Origin of the sequence: Glutamicibacter sp. B1 (assembly GCF_039602135.1) — a bacterium.
Lineage (GTDB): Bacteria > Actinomycetota > Actinomycetes > Actinomycetales > Micrococcaceae > Glutamicibacter > Glutamicibacter ectropisis.
Map to the genome: position 1 here is coordinate 2,629,237 of NZ_CP125942.1, position 16,489 is coordinate 2,645,725.

Below are 16,489 nucleotides of genomic sequence, written 5' to 3' on the forward strand. Positions count from 1 at the left end.
CCGCTGAAATGAACTACTCAAATTCGGCGATGACCTCAACCTCAACCGGTGCATTCAAGGGCAGCACGGCAACGCCGACTGCTGAACGCGAATGCAGCCCGGCATCCCCGAGTACTTCACCGAAGAATTCGGAGGCGCCGTTGATGACTCCAGGCTGTCCGGTGAACTCAGGTGCCGACGACACGAATCCGACGACCTTCACAATTCTCTTAATGCGATCTAGGTCACCAATTTCAGCTTTGATGGCAGCCAGGGCGTTCAGCGCAGCAACCTGCGCCTGAGCCTTAGCGTCCTCGGCCGAAACCTCTGCACCGACCTTTCCCACAACTGAGAGTTCACCATTAATCAGCGGAAGCTGACCTGAGGTGTAAACATAGTTGCCGGTGGTGACCGCTGGCAGGTAGGCAGCGACGGGCTTTGCTACGCCTGGCAGGGTGAAACCCAGTTCGTTCAGACGTGCTTCGACACGCGAGGAAGTCGCTTCTTGCATGGGCTTTCTCTCCTTAAGGAAGTGTGTTTTGTTTACTCTTTTGGACGCTTCATGTAGGCCACTGGCGATGAACCGTTAGGGCCAGGAACTACGGTGACAAGCTCCCAACCATCATCCCCCCATTGGTCCAAAATCTGCTTTGTTGCGTGGATCAAGAGTGGCAAAGTGGCGTATTCCCATTTAGTCATACTGGATACGTTATCGCGTCCTTGTAAACTAGTGGGTATGGCAGCCAAGAAGTCCCCCTTTTTTGATACCGCCACCACCCTGGGAAAAGTCGTTGCATTCTTCGGAATCAGCGCCCTGTGTGGTGTGCTCGCAGCAGGCATGCTTGTGCCCGTCGCTGCAATCGCTAAAACCGGTTTGACCACCGGTAACAACATTGTCAGCGCGCTCCCAAGCTCGTTTGAAAAGCTCCCCATTTCGGAGCCTTCAACGATCCTCGATGCCGACGGAAAAACCATCGCGACTTTCTATCAACAAAATCGCGAACCCGTGAAACTTGATGACATCTCGCCGTATATGCGTAAGGCCATCGTCTCCGTGGAAGATGAACGCTTCTACGAGCACAACGGTGTCGACCCTAAGGGCATCGCACGAGCCATCGTGGGCAACTTGACCTCCACCTCGCGTTCCGGTGCATCAACCTTGACTCAGCAGTACGTGAACAACTTGCTGGTGAACAATCAGGAACTGACCGGTTCTGAGGAATCGACCATTTCGGGTCAAAAGGATTATGCGGCAAAGATCCGCGAGCTGAAGTACGCGGTAGCTATCGAAAAGGAAATGTCCAAGGACGAAATCCTTGAAGGCTACCTGAACCTGGTGCTCTTCTCCGGTCGTGAGTACGGAGTCCAGGCCGCGGCCCAGCGCTTCTATTCGATTGATGCTAAGGACTTGAACGTCCAGCAGTCTGCCATGCTTGCTGGCATGGTTCAGTTGCCGAACGTTTATAACCCAATCAATAACCCAGAACGTTCTCTTGATCGACGCAACAAGGTGCTGGGCAACATGTACCGCACCGGCGCGATTACGAAGAAGGAATACGACACCGCAGTTAAGTCGGACCTCGAACTCAAGCCAAGCACTTCCCCATCGGGCTGCTCGGCTGCTGGTGACAACGCGTACTTCTGCGACTACGTCACTAACCTGATTCTCAGCGATGATACCTTCGGCAAAACCAAGGAAGATCGCGAAGGCCTGCTGTACCGCGGCGGACTGACCATTAAGACCACGCTGAATAGCACGCTGAACAAGAAGGCTGCCGCCGACGCTCGCAACGCTATTGATCCAAACGCTAAGTCCAACAAGGACATCTACTCTTCGGTCGTCTCCGTGGAGCCAGGTACCGGAAACATCCTGACCATGGCGCAGAACACCACTTACGGTCCAGAGAGCAAAGACTCTGGCGCAAGTACGTACTACAACTTCGCTGTTGAACGTTCGAAGGGTGGCGCCGGTGGCTTCCAGGGCGGTTCGACCATGAAGCCGTACACCACGCTTGCCTGGCTCACCGAGGGCAACCACATGTACGACACCATCAACGCGAAGAAGCAGAACTTCACCTCTGCGAATAAATGGCGTGCTTCCTGTTTGCCAGGTGGAACAACTTACACCTCCAAGTGGGAACCGAAGAACGCTTCGGCTGGTTTCTACCGTCGCATGACCGTTGATACCGGTTTGTACTGGTCCATTAACTCGGCAACAGTTCAGGAAGCTTACAAGACTGACTTGTGCACCATCGCTGATTACACCAAGCGTCTAGGAGTATTGGATCAGGACGCCGATAATGGTCAGCCTGGTCCAATCAGCCCAGCGAACCCATCGTTCATCATTGGTTCGGCCAACATCACCCCACTATCGCAGGCTGCAGCTTTTGCAACCTTCGCTAACAAGGGCGAGTTCTGCCAGCCACGTGCGATGACCAGCGTTTCGGATAAGGACGGCAATGAGTACAAGGTTCCTCAGGAATCGTGCTCACAAGAAATTGACCCGACCTATGTCGCCGACCTCAATGGCACTCTAAAGAAAATCGCGACCAAACGAGTTTCTAAGGGAAGAGTTGCAGGTCCTATCGCGGGTAAGACCGGAACGAACAACTACGCCACCTCTACCTGGTTCGTTGGTTACACCACCGGCATTTCCACCGCTACCTGGGTTGGCCGTCTGAACGGCAAGACCGGTAACGAAGAAACCACCTTGCACGGAGCCATCATCAACGACAAGCAGGCTCCAGCGATGGTTGACTCTTCGACCTATGCAGCTCCACTCTGGGTGGACTTCATGGAAGAAGCAGTGCTCGAATACGATCGCAGCAGCTTCGGCTCTGCTCGCAGCAAACCAGTAGTCAAGAAGGAGACCACCAAGGAATCCTCTTCTTCCTCGTCCAGCGACTCAAAGTCTGATTCAAAGTCCGATTCGGAGGATTCGAAGAAGGAATCAGATTCCAAGAGTGAGTCAACTACTTCCACTAAGGAATCAACCGACCAAAAGTCTGACTCGAAGAGCAGCAATAGCAGCGATTCGAATAAGAACAACGGAAACGGTAACGGGAACGGTAATGGCAACGGAAAGAAATCCGACGGCTAGTTAAGTTCCAACGAAGGCCGCGTTCAACTTTGGTTGAACGCGGCCTTCGGTCTAGATTGGCAATAGCGGACTTCACCAATGATTGCTTCAGGGCATGAAAGGACGATGGCAGACAGGTCATGGTTGAACACAAAACATTTGCTGCAGCACTGCGTCATGCGGCTGGCACTACTGCTCTCGCTGCCGGTGGTGCATTAGCCCTTGGCGGTGCGTTAGTTGGCTACGGCATGCTTGAGACGCAGAAATTTGGACTTCGTCGCGAAACCTTGAACATTCTGCCTCGAGGCGCAGCCGATATTAAGGTGCTGCACCTTTCGGATATCCACATGATTCCTGGCCAAGAAGTAAAGATCCAATGGCTGCGCGAGCTTGCTGACCTGAAGCCTGATTTTGTTATCAACACCGGAGATAACCTCAGCCATCGCGATGGGATCCCTCCGCTCCTGAGAGCCTTAAAACCACTGATGGCTTTCCCTGGTGCATTCGTTCCAGGTTCTAACTGCTATTACGCGCCAAGACTCAAGAATCCGTTCAAGTACTTTGGGCGCACCAATGGCATTCCAAATCCTGCCTCGCGGGATCTACTCGCTTTTGAAGACATGCACAGGGCTTTCGGTGCTGCCGGTTGGGTCAACATGTCTAACCGCTCGCATTCCACGGTGCTCAATGGACTCCGCTTGGACTTGACCGGCGTGGATGATCCGCACATTGACCGGGATCATTTCGCGGGCTGGCCACGTGGCTCTTCAACCAGCAATCAGGCCCCGCACGTCCGTATTGCCCTGACCCATGCTCCGTACCAGCGCGTGCTGGACCAGTTCACAGAAGCGAAGGCAGATGTCATCTTTGCTGGCCACACCCATGGTGGGCAGGTGTGCATCCCTGGCTACGGCGCGCTGGTCTCAAACTGTGACCTACCAAACTGGCGTGCCCGCGGACTTAGCGATTGGGAATACGCTGGAAACTCTGTGCCGCTGAACGTATCGGCCGGTTTAGGCACATCGCGTTTTGCACCTATCCGCTTTGCTTGCCCACCAGAAGCCATCTTGGTGACACTAACCGGACGCAACTAGGTTCGCTCTCTCACCTTTTGAATCCCGGTATCTCACGAATCCTCGTGAGATACCGGGATTCACTTTAACCTCATCTGAAGCATTTCTTTCCCATATCCGAAAATCGATTGAATTCTCTCAACCACTAACGGTAAGCTGAAGCTCTGTCTAACTTCTGGATGAATGCGGGGTACCGTGGCGCAAGCACAAAAGGTCGATTCCAAAGATCCTGTTCCGCTTTCCGCAACGTTGAAACGGCTATATCCGTTTGTGAAGCCGATTCTCCCCCGACTGTTCTGCGGTTTTTTGTGCGCCCTTGGTGCTGGCATCGTAGCTCTAGTCATCCCACAGGTTTTGGCCTGGCTAGTGAACTCCGTACTACACCGCGACGGTGTCTCATCCGAGGTCTGGATTTCCGTTGCCATCGTGGCTGCGTTGGGATTCGTTGAAGCATTCTTAATCTTCATGCGTCGACAATTTGTACTCACCCCCGCTGCCGGGCTAGAAACCAAGATGCGCATCCGGTTCTATAAGCATCTTCAGCGCCTGCCAGTCGCCTTCCACGAACGTTGGGGCTCCGGCCAGCTACTCTCCCGCTCCATGTCAGATCTCTCGTTGCTACGGCGTTGGCTGGCCTTCGGCGCCATGATGCTCGTGGTTGAGACCGTTACCGTCATCACTGGTTTAGTCCTCATGTTCACGCATTCGTGGATCTTAGGCCTGCTGTACTTTTTGGGCTCCATCCCCATTGCCATTAAGGCCTACCGATTCCGCAATGAATACCGCGCAGCCAGCCGACTCAGCCAAGATCAAGCCGGCGACTTGGCCACCGCCGTTGAAGAATCCGTACATGGCATCCGCGTGATCAAGGCGTTTGGTCGCGGGCCACATATTTACGAAGGTTTTAATTCCCAGGCTAAGTCCTTGCAGGAAACCGAAATCGCCAAGGCTAAGACGCTGGCCAGTTTCTTGCTCACTGTGGTCGCTGTGCCAGAAACAATTTTGGGCCTTGGTCTAATTATCGGCATCGCGCAAGTCGCCAACGGGACTCTCAGCGTCGGAGCTTTAGTTGCCTACTTCGCGATTGCCGCAGTGATTGCTGGGCCGGTCGAAGGAATGGGCATGCTGTTGGGCATGACCCTAAGTACCAAGACCGCCCTAGACCGTCATTTTGAGGTCATGGACGCGACCAATGACATCGTCTCCCCCGAAGATCCAAGCAGCCCAGAACATCGCGATGGCAGCGTAGAACTGCATCATGTCCGCTTTGCCTATCCCGACACCGCTGGAACGCACCGACCGATCCTCGCCGATATCAATCTTCAGATTCGACCCGGTGAAACTATGGCTTTAGTCGGTATCACTGGTTCAGGAAAATCAACACTTCTCAACCTCATTCCACGCCTGCACGAAACCACCGCAGGAGAAGTTTTAGTGCATGGACAGAACGTCAAAGATTGGGATCTTGATCAGTTACGCACGGAAATTGCCGTCGCTTTTGAAGACACCACCTTGTTCTCCACGACCATCCGAGACAATGTCTTGCTCGGTGCGCCCGCATCCCTCACTGAAGATGAACGGCAAGCCTTGCTGGACGAAGCGCTAGATGTGGCCCAGGCGCACTTCGCATATTCGCTACCACAGGGCGTAGATACGCTCATCGGCGAGGAAGGACTCTCCCTCTCAGGCGGTCAGCGACAGCGCATTGCTCTGGCCCGAGCCATCGCAGCTCGGCCCAGCGTGTTAGTACTTGATGACCCGCTCTCCGCACTGGACGTTCGCACCGAAGAACTAGTGACCGAAAAGCTTCGGGAAGTACTAACGGGAACCACCACATTGATTGTGGCACACAGACCATCCACGGTGATGCTGGCAGACCGAGTAGCCCTATTACGCGATGGACGTATCGATGCGGTAGGTAGTCACACGCACTTACTGAGCACAAACGAGCACTACCGTTTTGTCATTGCCAGCCTGGATGACGAGGAACTTACAACCGCCGGGGAGGCCTCACGATGAGTAAACCATTAGGTGTTGCCAACGAGGACTCCATCAAGCTCTCAGGCGCTGAACGCAAGGTCGTACGTCAACGCTCCTTCCGGCTGTTGGCGGCCCTCGCCTTGCCACAGAAAAAACTCTTCATCCTCACGGTTGTACTAGTTTTAGTCTCGAACGCTGCCCGAGTGATGTTGCCAGTGATCATTGCGTTCGCCATCGATTGGACCTTGCCGCAGGTTCGCGAAGGAAACTGGGCGGCCCTCGGGCTGACTGGTGCCGGCTACATTGTTTGTGCAATTCTCAGCGGTGTTTTACTGGCTTGGTACATCAACTCCGCGGCAAAAATATCCCAAGCAATGCTGTTAGATCTTCGCCAACAAGTTTTCCGTCATACCCAGCGCCTGAGTCTAGAATTCCATGAGAACTACACCTCTGGTCGCATCATTTCCCGACAGACTTCGGATCTGGAAACCCTTCGAGAACTCTTGGATCAGGGTGTCTCTGAGCTAGCTTCCTCCTGCGTTTTCATCATTTTCACGTTGATTTCGATTTTCTTCTTGGACTGGCAAAGCGGGCTCGTCGTCTGCCTCGCAGCCATACCGGTAGCGGTGCTCTTCTTCTGGTATCAACGCCGTTCTGAAGTTTTGTATCGAGAATCTCGCGTTGTCTCGGCCAAGGTCATCTCGACTTTCGTAGAAACCATGACCGGCATTCGTGCGGTGAAGGCGTTCCGTCGTGAACGCGCCAACGACGAAAACTACCAACAAATCGCCGAGAAATATCGAGATAACTCGGTGCGCTCGTTCAATCTCTTTGGCATCTTGCAACCCGGGCTTGTTCTCATTGGCAACCTGACAGTGGCTGCTCTGCTGGCCTACGGCGGTTTCCGCATCATCAACGGTTCTATGGAGGTCGGTGCCATGGTGGCCATCCTCTTGGCTTCCAAGCGACTCTTCCAGCCAGTTGAGCATATTGCCATGTTCTATTCCTCGCTACAGTCAGCAACCGCGGCCTTGGAGAAGGTTTCAGGACTGCTTGAAGAAGAACCCACCGTCCGCGAGCCAGGACAGCCTCAGAGCATCACAAAGGTCGCTGGTGACCTGGAATTCAAGGACGCTGTCTTTGGTTATGGTGATGGTCCGGTCATCATGGATAAGTTTGATCTGCACATTCCAGCAGGACAGACGGTAGCCGTTGTGGGGCAAACCGGAGCAGGTAAGTCGACATTGGCCAAGCTCATTGCCAGATTCTATGATCTACGTTCGGGAACGTTGACACTGGATTCTGTGCCCATCAATGAGCTTTCGAATAAGGAACTACGTCGGCACGTAGTCATGGTCACCCAGGAGGCGTTCCTCTTCTCCGGATCAGTGGCCGAGAACATTGCACTGGGAAGGCCTGGCGCCTCCCTTGAACAAATTCAGGAGGCTGCTCGTGCGGTAGGAGCCCACGAGTTCATTCTGAACCTGCCCGAGGGCTACGACACCGACGTCAACAAACGCGGCGGTCGAGTCTCCGCTGGACAGCGGCAGTTGATCTCCTTTGCCCGCGCATTCTTAGCGGATCCGGCGGTACTGATTCTGGATGAGGCGACCAGCTCCCTGGATATCCCGTCAGAACGCGCGGTTCAGCGTGGATTGCAGACCTTGTTAGGTAACCGTACGGCGCTGATCATCGCCCACCGTCTATCGACAGTTCAGATCGCTGACCGAGTATTGGTAGTCCATGATGGCAAGATCACTGAGGATGGGACACCACAACAACTGATTGCCAGCGATGGTCGCTTCGCTGCCTTGCACAAGGCGTGGAAAGACTCCTTGGTCTAGGCACCACAAAAACACAACTGCCCCTGTTGACTCAAGAATTTCTTGAGTCAACAGGGGCAGTTGTGTCACTACCAGAGAGTTTTACGCGCTGAAGCTTAGACCGGTGAGACGCTCATAAGCTTCGATGTACCGTGCGCGAGTCTTCTCTACGATCTCGGCTGGTAGCTGTGGAGGCTGCTCGCCAGAGTTCTTATCCCAGCCCGAGGCGTCACTGGTCAACCAGTCACGCACAAACTGCTTGTCGAAGCTTGGCTGGGCCTGTCCTGGCTCATAAGCAGCGGCGTCCCAGAAGCGTGAAGAGTCTGGGGTCAGTACCTCATCGCCTAGGGTGATTTCGCCGGTGACAGGATCAGCACCGAATTCAACCTTGGTGTCGGCCAGAATGATGCCGCGAGCACGAGCAATATGTTCTGCCTGCTCATAAAGAGCGACGGTCTTCTCCCGGAGGGCTTCAGCCACATCATTGCCAACGCGCTCAACGGTCTGCTCGTAGGTGATGTTCTCGTCGTGCTCCCCTACCTCGGCCTTAGCCGAGGGGGTGAACAACGCTGGTTCTAGGCGGGAACCATCTACCAAGCCGTCGGGCAATGGCAGGCTGCATACGGTCTTGGAAACCTTGTATTCGGCCAAGCCAGAGCCGGTGAGGTAACCACGAGCGATGCACTCAATCGGGTACATTTCCAGCTTCTTGCAGACCATCGCACGGCCGGCCACGGCTGCTGGAACGTCGGTGGAGATCACGTGATTGGCGAAGTCGCCAAGCTGTTCAAACCACCACAGGCTCAGCTGGGTGAGAACCTTACCCTTGTCCGGAATCTCGCTGGTGAGCACAAAGTCGAAGGCGCTAATGCGGTCCGAAGCGACAACAAGTACTCTGTCGGTTTCCTCGAAGCTCGTGCCTGCTGGCACGTAGAGGTCACGAACCTTGCCGGAGTAGAAGTGGTCCCAACCTTCAAGGTCGAGTACTTCGGTCTGGAATCCTGCCATAACTATTTCGTCCTCTACTTGCTTTGGTCAGCGACGACAATTTCGCCGCGTTCGGCCTTCAACGCGATGTCGGTGCGCGACTGTGCACCATCCCAGCTGATCTCGGCGACACCGGCGTAGGCGGCCTTGCGAGCTGCTGCGAGGTCATCTCCCAGACCAACCACAGCCAACACTCGTCCGCCAGAAACGATCACGTTGCCCTCAGCATCGGCTGAGGTGCCAGCGTGCATCACGTGAACGCCTTCCAGTGCGTTCGCTGCCTCCAACCCGGAGATCACCGCGCCCTTCACTGGGGTGTCTGGGTAGTTCTCAGCGGCGATGACTACATCCACTGCGGTCTGTGGCGACCAATTCAGCTGTTCTGCATCATCCAGCTGCCCCTTAGCAGCAGCCAGCAAAATGCCACCCAATGGGGTCTTGAGTCGAGCCAGTACTGCCTGGGTTTCTGGATCACCAAAGCGAGCATTGAATTCAATAACTCGAATACCACGCTTGGTGACCGCCAAGCCGCAGTACAGCACACCGGTGAATGGGGTGCCGCGCTTTTCCATTTCGCGCAGGGTTGGGTAGGCGACACGATCCATGACTTCTTCGACAAAGTTCTCTGGGAGCCACTCAAGCGGTGAGTAGGCACCCATTCCGCCGGTGTTGGGACCTTCATCATTATCGAAGATGCGCTTGAAGTCCTGGGCAGGTGAGAGCGGAACGGCATGCTTGCCATCACAAATAACAAACAGCGAAACTTCTGGGCCATCGAGGAATTCTTCGATGACTACGGTGCCTCCGGCTGCAAAGCAAGCTTCAGCGTGCTCCAGTGCTTCATCACGGTCAGAGGTCACTACGACACCCTTACCAGCGGCCAGACCATCGTCTTTCACCACATAAGGTGCACCAAAATCATCCAGAGCGCTGGCGGCCTCGTCACGATTGGTGGCCACGTGGGCCATCGCGGTGGGCACTTCTGCGGCAGCCATGACGTTCTTGGCAAACGCCTTTGAGGCTTCCAGTTGCGCAGCAGCCTTGGTTGGACCAAAGACTGGAATACCCGCTTCAATCAGGGCATCGGCGACACCGGCTGCTAGTGGGGCTTCGGGGCCAACAACGACGAGTTCACTGGCCAGTTCGCGAGCGAGTTCGAGAACAGCGGCAGGATCCTGCGCGTCGATGTTGTGGGTAGTGACGTCTTGTGCGATGCCGGCGTTGCCGGGGGCGCAATGGACTTCTTTGACGTAGGGGTCTGCACTGAGTGCTCGGACAATTGCATGCTCACGGCCGCCTGGGCCAATAACCAGTACCTTCACTCGCCCGAGTTTACCGGAGAAATCGATGGTCAATCGTGTCTATGACATCGCCAGAACATGTGCTGTTGACTGCATCAGCGACTCTTCTTGCCACTGAAACAGGCCAATGTTCGGTTGTCATGAATAAACTGAAGAGATGGATCGGCCACTGGATATTTCTGATTGCGCGCAGCTAGTGCAGGTGCGTCGAAACGGCATCACCGAGTCCCGGCACTACGGCATCGCCGTAGTTCTGGGCACAGACAGGTCTCCGCTCTTATCGCTGGGCAACCCCGATGCTTTGGTTTTCCCTCGCTCTGCGGTGAAACCATTTCAAGCCATCGCCTCAATACGCTGTGGCGCTGTACTGAACGATGAACAAGTGGCTTTGGCCTGCGCCAGCCACATTGGCACCTTCGCTCACCAAGACGTGGCTAGGCGAATGCTCGACTCGGTAGGACTAAGCTCATCTGACCTACAGTGCCCAGACTCGTGGCCGGTTGATTCAGCGACTCGAACTCAAATGACACTTGAGAACCTGCCGAAGTCCACATTGGCTTTCAACTGTTCGGGAAAGCATGCTGGGTTCCTGCTCGCAGCGAAAGCCATGGGTGAGCGCACCTCAAACTATCTAGATCCAGAACACCCGGTTCAAAAGATGGCGAGTCAAGTCCTCGAAGAATATTGTGGTCCGCTACCGTTCACCGGTGTTGATGGTTGTGGTGCGCCAGCAGTTCAGATGTCTTTGATGAGTCTTGCACAAGGATTCCAGCAGTTGATCATTTCTCAAGAGCCAGCAGCCCGGCGCGTCGTCACCGCAATGCGATTACACCCCTGGGCGGTTCGCGGACAGGGACATCCCAATACCGAAGTCATCAAACAAACCGGTGCCATCGCCAAGCTTGGCGCTGAAGGCGTGCTTGTCATGGCCGCTCCCAACTCGGTGACAGTGGCCATCAAGATGCTCGACGGATCTTCGCGCGGAACCGATCTTCTAGCACTATCCTTATTGCATAAATTTTCAGCCATCAATGACGCTGACCATTTTGATTTACGTCAGCGGTTTCAACCTCAGGGAACGAATGTTGGGGCACGCGCACCTGAACTACAGTTGACTGGGATAGATTTCTGAATCTTATAGGTCGGCTTCCAAGCACGATTTCAGTCGAATATGACAGTTTTATGTCATCGAAAGAAAGAGATACATCACCGAATGGCAATCAAGCGACGCGTCGATGAAACCAGTGGGCGTGCAGCGGTGCGCGAGTGGGCTGGAACCACGCAAGGACAAGGAAAAATAGCTCGTCCTGTCATGGCAATGGCAGTTCGCTACTTGCTGGAAGAATTAGCCTCTCGTGCCGAGGGCAATTCGGTTGAGGTGCGCGTTCCGCCCTTTGGTGTGACTCAGTGCATAGCTGGGCCACGACATACCCGCGGCACCCCACCAAATGTAGTCGAAATGCCTGCTGAACTCTGGCTTTCACTAGCTACAGGGCGAACCTCGTGGCCCGAAGCATTACAAACTGGGCAATTGCATGCCTCCGGACTTAGGGCAGACTTGTCCGCGCACCTACCACTTATTGAGTACCCTTAAGGGTATGGAGCAACACCCCGCTACCCCGACATCTGCAGATCAAAGTGTCGAAGTGCAAATTCACTCGGCACCCAAGTTTTGGCCATTCATTTTGACCTTCGCCGTACTCGGCGCACTGATTGGATTGGTCATTGGTTTGCTTGGCGAACCCTCGCAGGAGTACACCCGTGCATCAGCTTCCGGATTCTTTGCAATGTTCGGTGCTGGACTAGGGGTGGGTATCGGAGCGTTGGTGTTTGTGATCATCGATCGCTTCACCTCACGTAAATCCACTAAGCATCTGGCAGTTCCTCTGGCCGAGGATACTGACTCCAGCGGACAACAAGGCTAGGCAGCTTTTCCCTTCCCCTGAAAAGCGGGCGGCCGCGCACATGGCTGCCACCACCACACAAACGGTCGGTGTCGACCAATCCAGAACATGAGAGAATAACTGACATGGCGCGTGGCGACGGACTCTTAAATCACGACCTGCTTCCAGGCGAGAAGGGGCCGCAGGATGAATGCGGCGTTTTCGGCGTTTGGGCTCCTGGCGAAGAGGTTGCAAAACTTACCTACTACGGACTCTACGCACTTCAGCACCGCGGACAGGAATCAGCTGGTATCGCTACCAGCGATGGCGCCCGCATCAATGTCTACAAGGACATGGGCCTGGTCTCTCAGGTATTCGATGAGAACACCCTGAACTCCATGCACGGACAGTTGGCTGTTGGCCACTGCCGTTACTCCACCACCGGTGCCAGCCACTGGGCCAACGCGCAGCCAACCTTGGGGCCAACCCAGACCGGCACCGTCGCCCTGGCGCACAACGGTAACCTCACCAACTCGGCTGACCTGGCCGACATGGTAACCGCTAAGCAACAGGCCGAAGGCGGCAAGGTCCGCGGCGAAATCGCTCAGGGCAACACCACCGACACCGCCTTGGTCACCGCACTGCTGGCAGGCGCTGAAGGCCAGTCGTTGGAAGAGACCGCCATGGAACTGCTTCCAAAGATCCAGGGCGCTTTCTGCTTCGTGTTCATGAACGAAGACACCCTCTACGCAGCGCGCGACCCACACGGCGTACGTCCGCTGGTGCTGGGCCGTTTGAACCGTGGCTGGGTTGTTGCCTCCGAGCAGCCTGCACTAGCTACCGTGGGTGCATCATTCATTCGTGAAATCGAGCCAGGCGAAATGATCGCCATCGATGAAAACGGCGTTCGCTCCACTCACTTCGCAGAAGCAACCCCTAAGGGTTGTGTCTTCGAGTATGTTTACCTCGCTCGTCCGGATGCTGCCATTGCCGGCCGTTCGGTTTACGAATCCCGTGTGGAGATGGGCCGCCAGTTGGCCCGCGAGAATAACGCGGAAGCTGACATCGTCATCCCCGTGCCAGAATCCGGCACCCCAGCTGCCATTGGTTACGCCGAGGAATCCGGCATTCCGTTCACCCACGGTTTTGTGAAGAACGCCTATGTGGGTCGTACCTTCATTCAGCCATCACAGACGCTGCGTCAACTGGGTATCAAGCTCAAGCTCAACGCCCTTGAAACCGTCTTGCGCGGCAAGCGTGTTGTCGTAGTCGATGACTCCATCGTGCGCGGTAATACCCAGCGCGCCGTGGTGCGCATGCTGCGTGAAGCCGGCGCGGCCGAGGTCCACGTGAAGATCTCCTCCCCACCGGTGAAGTGGCCATGCTTCTACGGCATCGACTTCGCCTCACGCGCCGAGCTGATCGCTAACGGTGCTGCAGTGGATGAGATTGCTACCTCCATTGGTGCAGATTCCCTGGCCTACATCTCCGAAGACGGCATGATTGAAGCCACCCGTCAGCCACGCGAACGCCTGTGCACCGCGTGCTTCACCGGCGACTACCCGATCGCGCTGCCTAATGAGGAACGTCGCGGTAAGAACCTGCTGGAGCGTAGCAACCAGCCAGGTTGCGAGCCCGGTCCAGATTCCGAATTCGAAAACGTCAGCTAAACCGACCCTCCACCCCCACTTACCTCGTTGCAAGCGGCACCGGAGAACCGGTGCTCACGACAGAAAAGGAACCCTCTGCCATGAGCGGCAATGATCAGCCAACTTCCATCACTTATGCCGGTGCCGGCGTTGACGTTGAGGCCGGTGACCGTGCCGTTGAATTGATGAAGGGCGCGATCAAGGCCACGCATACTTCGGGTGTCGTCGGTGGCGTTGGCGGTTTCGCCGGGCTTTTTGATGTCTCCTTCCTGACCGGTTACAAGAAGCCTTATCTGGCCACCTCCACCGACGGTGTGGGCACCAAGGTAGCTATCGCCCAGAAGCTTGATATCCACGACACCATCGGCCAGGACCTGGTCGGCATGGTGGTTGATGACATCGTCGTAGTGGGTGCCAAGCCACTGTTCATGACCGACTACATCGCCACCGGCAAGGTCGTCCCGGAGCGTATCGCTGACATCGTGCGCGGTATCGCCGAGGGTTGCCAGCTCGCTGGCACCGCGCTGGTCGGCGGCGAGACCGCTGAGCACCCGGGCCTATTGGCAGAAGACGAATACGATGTTGCCGGTGCTGCCACCGGTGTCATCGAAGCGGATCAGCTGCTGGGCCCAGAGCGCGTCAAGGCTGGCGATGTCGTGATCGGCATGGCTTCCTCGGGCATTCACTCTAACGGTTACTCGCTGGTGCGTCGCGTGATTGCACACGCCAAGTGGGAACTGGACCGCGAGGTTGCTGAATTCGGCAAGACTTTGGGCGAGGAACTCTTGGTTCCGACCCGCATTTACACCAGCGCTTGCTTGGATCTGATCGGTGAACTGAACGACGGTGAGAACTTCGGTGTGCATGGCTTCAGCCACGTCACCGGTGGCGGTTTGGCCGCCAACCTAGCTCGAGTGTTGCCACAGGGTCTGATGGCTCGCGTAGACCGCTCCACCTGGGCACTGCCTGCAGTATTCTCCACCATCGCGCAGTTGGGCAACGTGCCTCAGCCGGATCTGGAGCGTACCCTGAACCTCGGTGTTGGCATGGTAGCCATCGTTGATCAGGAAGTTGCTGATCGTGCTGTGCAGCTGCTGAACAAGGCTGGCATGGGCGCTTGGGTCATGGGTCAGGTTGAGAACCTGGATCCATCGGCTTCCGAGGCTGGTTTGGACTTCGTTCAGGGCGCCAAGGGCGTGGACGGTGGCGCTGTGCTGCTGACCGGAGCCTACGCCAAGTAGTCACCGCACCTGCAGGTATGATACTGCGTCGCACCGAGTTTCGGTGCGACGCAGTAGTCATTTAACCAGAGCAATTCTTGCGTTGTTGATGATCAGGTATGAATGAACCATGAGCTTGTCCAAAAAGACAATTCGGCTCTACCTAGGGCTTGTGCTGATCTGCGCCGGCGGTCTTGGTAGCGGTGTCATGTTTCTACAGCCATGGCGTAGTTGCCCAGATATTGATGATAGCTCCGCAGGGTGCCCAGCAACTTCTCAAGACAGCACGCTGTTAGGATTTGCTCTCGCCGTTTTTGCTGTCGGAATTGTGCTTCTCATCATGTCGTCTAGGCCAGTCAAGGTCTCCCCAGACGAGATAGGTCAGTTCGGCAAGCTGGACTAGTTCTCGGCAAAGCAACATGGCCGCACAGCAATAGCTCTAGTCCAGTTGGCTTAGCGCCGTCTCCAACGGAACTCGCCAGCGCCACGTAGCTTTTTGCTCTCCTCGCACGTGACCGTTGGTGATCAGCGCCACCGGTAATTCACGTTTAACGAAATTCAGCAGGACTTTGTATCCACTCATGACGGCCAAGGATGATCCAAGGACTAGCAGTGCCTTCGATTCGGCTTCGAGCGCAGCCATGAGTTCTTTGCGCTCCGCAGGAACGCTCTCCCCGAAGTACACCACGTCGGGTTTCAGCGCGTAGGAACCACAGTTCAGGCAACGAACCATCACGAACTGGTCAATCAAGTGTTGTGGCAACTCCACGTCACCATCTGGGTTCACCGCTGAAGGATCAATTTCGACCGCTTCAAGATAGCCCTTATTAGCTGCCTCAAGGCGGATGTCGAAGTCGCGACGGTCTTCACTGTAACCACAGTTCAGGCAACGAACGGTGGATAGATCCCCGTGAACTGGAATGACTCGTTGCGATCCAGCTTGCTGGTGCAGACCATCCACGTTTTGTGTGATGATCCCAGTGATCTTGCCTTCTTGTTCCCACTGCACCAGGCGTCGGTGGATCTGGTTTGGCTCGGCTTTGTCCATGTGGCGCCAGCCAACATAGCCGCGGGCCCAGTAGCGTTGGCGCGCCTCTGGGCGATGGCGGAATTCCTGATAGGTCATGGGACGGTGGCGTTGCAGGGAGCCGTTAGGGCCTCGGTAATCCGGAATTCCGGAGTCCGTAGAGACTCCGGCACCGGTGACCACCAGTACATCGCCCTCATCAAGTAATTGTTGCACCCCAGCACGTGCTTCGTCCTCTGGCGAAGCCGGAGCTTGTTGCTCCACGATGCGTTGCATTGAGCGAATCGCCGAGTGATGCGCCATCTGGATGGCTAACTCTTCTTTGCTACTCACGTTCCACCTCATGCTTGTTGGACACGACAAAGGCCGCAACGACTAATAGCTAATTTAGCTTAGTCGTTGCGGCATGTCGCAAAATGTACTGAAGAGCTGTACCACTTCGTTACCTAGGTGTGGCACTCCGAGCCAAAAACTCCCGGCCTCAGAAA

15 protein-coding genes are annotated in these 16,489 nt (G+C 55.6%); 10 read left to right on the plus strand and 5 right to left on the minus strand.

The genetic code is table 11. From position 1 onward, the window contains the following. Positions 1 to 13 precede the first annotated feature (13 nt). Together QMQ05_RS12370 and QMQ05_RS12375 are read right to left on the minus strand one after the other, a co-directional pair. Positions 14 to 490: a RidA family protein gene (locus QMQ05_RS12370; RefSeq protein WP_058255023.1), complete on the minus strand. Its 477-nt coding sequence runs from the start codon at positions 488 to 490 to the stop codon at positions 14 to 16. A gap of 32 nt (positions 491 to 522) precedes the next feature. Further along, the gene (locus QMQ05_RS12375) at positions 523 to 678 is read right to left on the minus strand and encodes a hypothetical protein (protein ID WP_098945512.1); all 156 of its coding nucleotides are present in this window, start codon (positions 676 to 678) and stop codon (positions 523 to 525) included. A 37-nt stretch (positions 679 to 715) separates the two neighbouring features. Here QMQ05_RS12375 and QMQ05_RS12380 point away from each other — a divergent pair, with 37 nt between their 5' ends. From QMQ05_RS12380 to QMQ05_RS12395, 4 genes are all read left to right on the plus strand, one after another. Then, entirely contained in the window at positions 716 to 3,079 is a 2,364-nt protein-coding gene (locus QMQ05_RS12380) for a transglycosylase domain-containing protein (protein ID WP_345470425.1), read from the plus strand. 119 nt (positions 3,080 to 3,198) lie between these two features. After that, positions 3,199 to 4,152: a metallophosphoesterase gene (locus tag QMQ05_RS12385; RefSeq protein WP_345470427.1), complete on the plus strand. Its 954-nt coding sequence runs from the start codon at positions 3,199 to 3,201 to the stop codon at positions 4,150 to 4,152. Positions 4,153 to 4,314: 162 nt separating this feature from the next. Then, complete coding sequence (locus QMQ05_RS12390) at positions 4,315 to 6,150, plus strand: ABC transporter ATP-binding protein (RefSeq protein ID WP_434063144.1); 1,836 nt, start codon at positions 4,315 to 4,317, stop codon at positions 6,148 to 6,150. Then, a complete protein-coding gene (locus QMQ05_RS12395) occupies positions 6,147 to 7,955 on the plus strand; it encodes an ABC transporter ATP-binding protein (RefSeq protein WP_345470429.1) in 1,809 nt (602 codons plus the stop codon). The genes QMQ05_RS12390 and QMQ05_RS12395 overlap by 4 nt, the downstream gene beginning before the upstream one ends. An 81-nt stretch (positions 7,956 to 8,036) precedes the next feature. Here the strand turns inward: QMQ05_RS12395 and QMQ05_RS12400 are convergent, their stop codons facing one another. Continuing rightward, on the minus strand, positions 8,037 to 8,942 hold the full coding sequence (locus QMQ05_RS12400) for a phosphoribosylaminoimidazolesuccinocarboxamide synthase (RefSeq protein ID WP_345470431.1): 906 nt from the start codon (positions 8,940 to 8,942) through the stop codon (positions 8,037 to 8,039). Positions 8,943 to 8,956: 14 nt separating this feature from the next. Further along, positions 8,957 to 10,243, minus strand: a complete 1,287-nt coding sequence (gene purD / locus QMQ05_RS12405; RefSeq protein ID WP_345474740.1) for a phosphoribosylamine--glycine ligase — start codon at positions 10,241 to 10,243, stop codon at positions 8,957 to 8,959. Positions 10,244 to 10,379: 136 nt separating this feature from the next. Here purD and QMQ05_RS12410 point away from each other — a divergent pair, with 136 nt between their 5' ends. The 6 genes from QMQ05_RS12410 (at position 10,380) to QMQ05_RS12435 (ending at position 15,377) form a co-directional block, all read left to right on the plus strand. Next, the gene (locus tag QMQ05_RS12410; protein WP_345470432.1) at positions 10,380 to 11,354 is read left to right on the plus strand and encodes an asparaginase; all 975 of its coding nucleotides are present in this window, start codon (positions 10,380 to 10,382) and stop codon (positions 11,352 to 11,354) included. Between the two features lie 81 nt (positions 11,355 to 11,435). Next, entirely contained in the window at positions 11,436 to 11,816 is a 381-nt protein-coding gene (locus QMQ05_RS12415) for a sterol carrier family protein (protein ID WP_345470434.1), read from the plus strand. Positions 11,817 to 11,820: 4 nt separating this feature from the next. After that, positions 11,821 to 12,147 (plus strand): hypothetical protein, encoded by a 327-nt coding sequence (locus QMQ05_RS12420; protein ID WP_058255031.1) that lies wholly within the window; start codon positions 11,821 to 11,823, stop codon positions 12,145 to 12,147. A gap of 104 nt (positions 12,148 to 12,251) precedes the next feature. After that, complete coding sequence (gene purF, locus QMQ05_RS12425) at positions 12,252 to 13,775, plus strand: amidophosphoribosyltransferase (RefSeq protein ID WP_345470437.1); 1,524 nt, start codon at positions 12,252 to 12,254, stop codon at positions 13,773 to 13,775. Between the two features lie 80 nt (positions 13,776 to 13,855). Continuing rightward, on the plus strand, positions 13,856 to 14,995 hold the full coding sequence (gene purM, locus QMQ05_RS12430; protein ID WP_345470439.1) for a phosphoribosylformylglycinamidine cyclo-ligase: 1,140 nt from the start codon (positions 13,856 to 13,858) through the stop codon (positions 14,993 to 14,995). Between the two features lie 109 nt (positions 14,996 to 15,104). Next, a complete protein-coding gene (locus QMQ05_RS12435) occupies positions 15,105 to 15,377 on the plus strand; it encodes a hypothetical protein (protein WP_345470441.1) in 273 nt (90 codons plus the stop codon). 36 nt (positions 15,378 to 15,413) lie between these two features. Here the strand turns inward: QMQ05_RS12435 and QMQ05_RS12440 are convergent, their stop codons facing one another. Then, positions 15,414 to 16,304: a Sir2 family NAD-dependent protein deacetylase gene (locus QMQ05_RS12440; protein WP_345474742.1), complete on the minus strand. Its 891-nt coding sequence runs from the start codon at positions 16,302 to 16,304 to the stop codon at positions 15,414 to 15,416. Positions 16,305 to 16,489: the final 185 nt, after the last annotated feature.

Excerpts from the sequence above, each read along its gene's own strand:
- QMQ05_RS12370 (WP_058255023.1), bottom strand. The coding sequence starts at position 490 with ATGCAAGAAGCGACTTCCTCGCGTGTCGAAGCACGTCTGAACGAACTG.
- QMQ05_RS12375 (WP_098945512.1), bottom strand. The coding sequence starts at position 678 with ATGACTAAATGGGAATACGCCACTTTGCCACTCTTGATCCACGCAACA.
- QMQ05_RS12380 (WP_345470425.1), top strand. The coding sequence starts at position 716 with ATGGCAGCCAAGAAGTCCCCCTTTTTTGATACCGCCACCACCCTGGGA.
- QMQ05_RS12385 (WP_345470427.1), top strand. The coding sequence starts at position 3,199 with ATGGTTGAACACAAAACATTTGCTGCAGCACTGCGTCATGCGGCTGGC.
- QMQ05_RS12390 (WP_434063144.1), top strand. The coding sequence starts at position 4,315 with ATGCGGGGTACCGTGGCGCAAGCACAAAAGGTCGATTCCAAAGATCCT.
- QMQ05_RS12395 (WP_345470429.1), top strand. The coding sequence starts at position 6,147 with ATGAGTAAACCATTAGGTGTTGCCAACGAGGACTCCATCAAGCTCTCA.
- QMQ05_RS12400 (WP_345470431.1), bottom strand. The coding sequence starts at position 8,942 with ATGGCAGGATTCCAGACCGAAGTACTCGACCTTGAAGGTTGGGACCAC.
- QMQ05_RS12410 (WP_345470432.1), top strand. The coding sequence starts at position 10,380 with ATGGATCGGCCACTGGATATTTCTGATTGCGCGCAGCTAGTGCAGGTG.
- QMQ05_RS12415 (WP_345470434.1), top strand. The coding sequence starts at position 11,436 with ATGGCAATCAAGCGACGCGTCGATGAAACCAGTGGGCGTGCAGCGGTG.
- QMQ05_RS12420 (WP_058255031.1), top strand. The coding sequence starts at position 11,821 with ATGGAGCAACACCCCGCTACCCCGACATCTGCAGATCAAAGTGTCGAA.
- purF (WP_345470437.1), top strand. The coding sequence starts at position 12,252 with ATGGCGCGTGGCGACGGACTCTTAAATCACGACCTGCTTCCAGGCGAG.
- purM (WP_345470439.1), top strand. The coding sequence starts at position 13,856 with ATGAGCGGCAATGATCAGCCAACTTCCATCACTTATGCCGGTGCCGGC.
- QMQ05_RS12435 (WP_345470441.1), top strand. The coding sequence starts at position 15,105 with ATGAGCTTGTCCAAAAAGACAATTCGGCTCTACCTAGGGCTTGTGCTG.
- QMQ05_RS12440 (WP_345474742.1), bottom strand. The coding sequence starts at position 16,304 with ATGGCGCATCACTCGGCGATTCGCTCAATGCAACGCATCGTGGAGCAA.